The sequence below is a fragment of the Escherichia sp. WS1152 genome (genome assembly GCF_046487665.1).
In the GTDB taxonomy this organism is placed as follows: domain Bacteria; phylum Pseudomonadota; class Gammaproteobacteria; order Enterobacterales; family Enterobacteriaceae; genus Escherichia; species Escherichia coli.
Genome location: NZ_JBJQJA010000051.1, coordinates 1 through 2,247 on the forward strand (window position 1 = coordinate 1; position 2,247 = coordinate 2,247).

Sequence of the window (2,247 nt, forward strand, 5' to 3'; positions counted from 1 at the left end):
TTTATTATGGTGATCCCCTGGGCGAAATGCGCCTGGTAAGCAGAGTTTTTGAAATGTAAGGCCTTTGAATAAGACAAAAGGCTGCCTCATCGCTAACTTTGCAACAGTGCCTGGAGATCTGTATAATAAAGAATAATTATTAATCTGTAGACAAATTGTGAAAGGATGAAAGAAATGAATTTTAATAATAAAACAAAGTATGGTAAAATACAGGAATTTTTAAGAAGTAATAATGAGCCTGATTATAGAATAAAACAAATAACCAATGCGATTTTTAAACAAAGAATTAGTCGATTTGAGGATATGAAGGTTCTTCCAAAATTACTTAGGGAGGATTTAATAAATAATTTTGGAGAAACAGTTTTGAATATCAAGCTCTTAGCAGAGCAAAATTCAGAGCAAGTTACGAAAGTGCTTTTTGAAGTATCAAAGAATGAGAGAGTAGAAACGGTAAACATGAAGTATAAAGCAGGTTGGGAGTCATTTTGTATATCATCACAATGCGGATGTAAATTTGGGTGTAAATTTTGTGCTACAGGCGACATTGGATTGAAAAAAAACCTAACTGTAGATGAGATAACAGATCAAGTTTTATACTTCCATTTATTAGGTCATCAAATTGATAGCATTTCTTTTATGGGAATGGGTGAAGCTCTAGCCAACCGTCAAGTATTTGATGCTCTTGATTCGTTTACGGATCCTAATTTATTTGCATTAAGTCCTCGTAGACTTTCTATATCAACGATTGGTATTATACCTAGTATCAAAAAAATAACCCAGGAATATCCTCAAGTAAATCTTACATTTTCATTACACTCACCTTATAGTGAGGAACGCAGCAAATTGATGCCAATAAATGATAGATACCCAATAGATGAGGTAATGAATATACTCGATGAACATATAAGATTAACTTCAAGGAAAGTATATATAGCTTATATCATGTTGCCTGGTGTAAATGATTCTCTTGAGCATGCAAACGAAGTTGTTAGCCTTCTTAAAAGTCGCTATAAATCAGGGAAGTTATATCATGTAAATTTGATACGATACAATCCTACAATAAGTGCACCTGATATGTATGGAGAAGCAAACGAAGGGCAGGTAGAAGCCTTTTACAAAGTTTTGAAGTCTGCTGGTATCCATGTCACAATTAGAAGTCAATTTGGGATTGATATTGACGCTGCTTGTGGTCAATTATATGGTAATTATCAAAATAGCCAATAGTATTGAACAAGGTATATAGCTGATATAATAAGGTGAATTTTTAAATAATATTAATGCAATTAATATTATTTTGATAACTCAATTATGCTAGTATTTTCTTCAAATATGAATGGACTACTGGGTGGAAGATAATTAACTAATCTGTATTCTTCTAATTTGAAATGAATAAGTTTCAAAGTACTAAGATATAGGATTAGTCATCCATTTTTTTTAAATCAGTTTAACTAGATGTTTTGTTTGTCGAATGACAAAAAACTCTTATTTAGTATAAATGAATAGATAATCCTTCCAATAATAATTGGGAGGATTTTTTATTCTCCCTAAATACAAATGTAAGTTAATGAAATATATACTTGAAGATGTTTATGGCATTCTAAAAATGTAGTCTTTGGCAGTTAATTTATGTAGTCTCTCTAGAGAACAACTTGAAAGTATTCGGGAATGCGTTCAGCTTCATAAAACCCTCCTCAATTATATAATCTGAAACCCTCTTGCTAAGTTCTTCTTCAACTTTTTGAAAACCTTTTAATATCATTTGATTTCTCACTTTATTAGCGTTCGTAAAAGTACACTTTTACGAACGCTTTGAAAAAGGCTAAAAAGGTCCGAAAAAAGCGTTCGTAAACGTATCAAAACACTTTACGAACGTTCGCGAAATCGCACACACTTTTACGAACGCTTTTCAGGTATAATTAAGGGGAAGAATCGTTCTTAGAGGTGAATTATGGAAAATCGCAAATTTGGCTACATACGTGTCAGCAGCAAAGATCAAAACGAAGGCCGTCAATTGGAAGCCATGAGAAAAATCGGCATCACTGAACGGGACATTTATTTGGACAAGCAGAGTGGAAAGAATTTTGAACGGGCGAATTATCAACTATTGAAACGGATTATTCGAAAAGGCGACATTTTAGGCACTGTTGCAAATAGTCGGTGGTGATAAACTTATCATCCCCTTTTGCTGATGGAGCTGCACATGAACCCATTCAAAGGCCGGCATTTTCAGCGTGACATCATTCTGTG

Annotated in this window: 2 protein-coding genes; both read left to right on the plus strand. The window is 33.4% G+C overall.

Annotated features, from left to right (window positions below; genetic code table 11):
* The first annotated feature begins 174 nt into the window (after positions 1 to 174).
* Entirely contained in the window at positions 175 to 1,224 is a 1,050-nt protein-coding gene (gene cfr / locus ACJHW7_RS25225; protein WP_410233594.1) for a 23S rRNA (adenine(2503)-C(8))-methyltransferase Cfr, read from the plus strand.
* A gap of 724 nt (positions 1,225 to 1,948) precedes the next feature.
* Positions 1,949 to 2,164 carry a recombinase family protein gene (locus ACJHW7_RS25230; RefSeq protein WP_156734515.1) on the plus strand — a complete coding sequence of 72 codons (216 nt, stop codon included), beginning with the start codon at positions 1,949 to 1,951 and terminating at the stop codon, positions 2,162 to 2,164.
* Positions 2,165 to 2,247 lie beyond the last annotated feature (83 nt).